Here is a 573-nt window from a genome sequence, read left to right on the forward strand (position 1 = left end):
GCATATTCCCACTCAGCTTCACTGGGCAATCGGTAGGGTTTGCCGATTTTTTTCGAGAGGCGGGCGCACCACTCAACCGTGTCATACCATGAAACTTTTTCAACGGGAAGATTTAAGCCGTTAAATTTTGAGGGGTCGGGGTCGAGGTTCCGTCGGAGTTTTGGGAAACCAGCCACTTGTCGCCATTGTTCCTGGGTGACGGGATATTTTCCCATCAGGAAAGGTTGCACTGTGACTCGATGTTGAGGTCTTTCGGTATCATACCCTTCATTACCCAGTGAACCCATGAGAAAGGTTCCCCCCGGAATTAATACCATTTCCAGAGTGACTCCATTCCCCAAATCTTCGATCATACATTCGGCTTGTCCGCGACGGTAGTTAATTTCCCACTGCGAAACAATTTTGGGTAATAATCCTAAAAATCCTTTGCTCTTAGTCAGAGTGGCAATATCAAATTCAAAAGTATTATTTTTGGGTTTGGCGGGAATCTGGATTGGGGGTGAAGGTGGAACTGTACCCGACGAAGGTTGTAAATCTGCCAAAACTTCCGCGACGGACTGATAGCGACTTTTG

The 573-nt window shown here is 46.9% G+C and carries 1 protein-coding gene; it reads right to left on the bottom strand.

Annotation, left to right across the window (positions count from 1 at the left end; translation table 11 throughout):
• The coding region (locus LKE08_RS00445) for a formylglycine-generating enzyme family protein (protein ID WP_324702223.1) at positions 1-573 on the bottom strand (573 nt) is incomplete at both ends.

This window comes from Lyngbya sp. CCY1209 (assembly GCF_035615495.1).
Classification (GTDB): domain Bacteria; phylum Cyanobacteriota; class Cyanobacteriia; order Cyanobacteriales; family Microcoleaceae; genus Limnospira.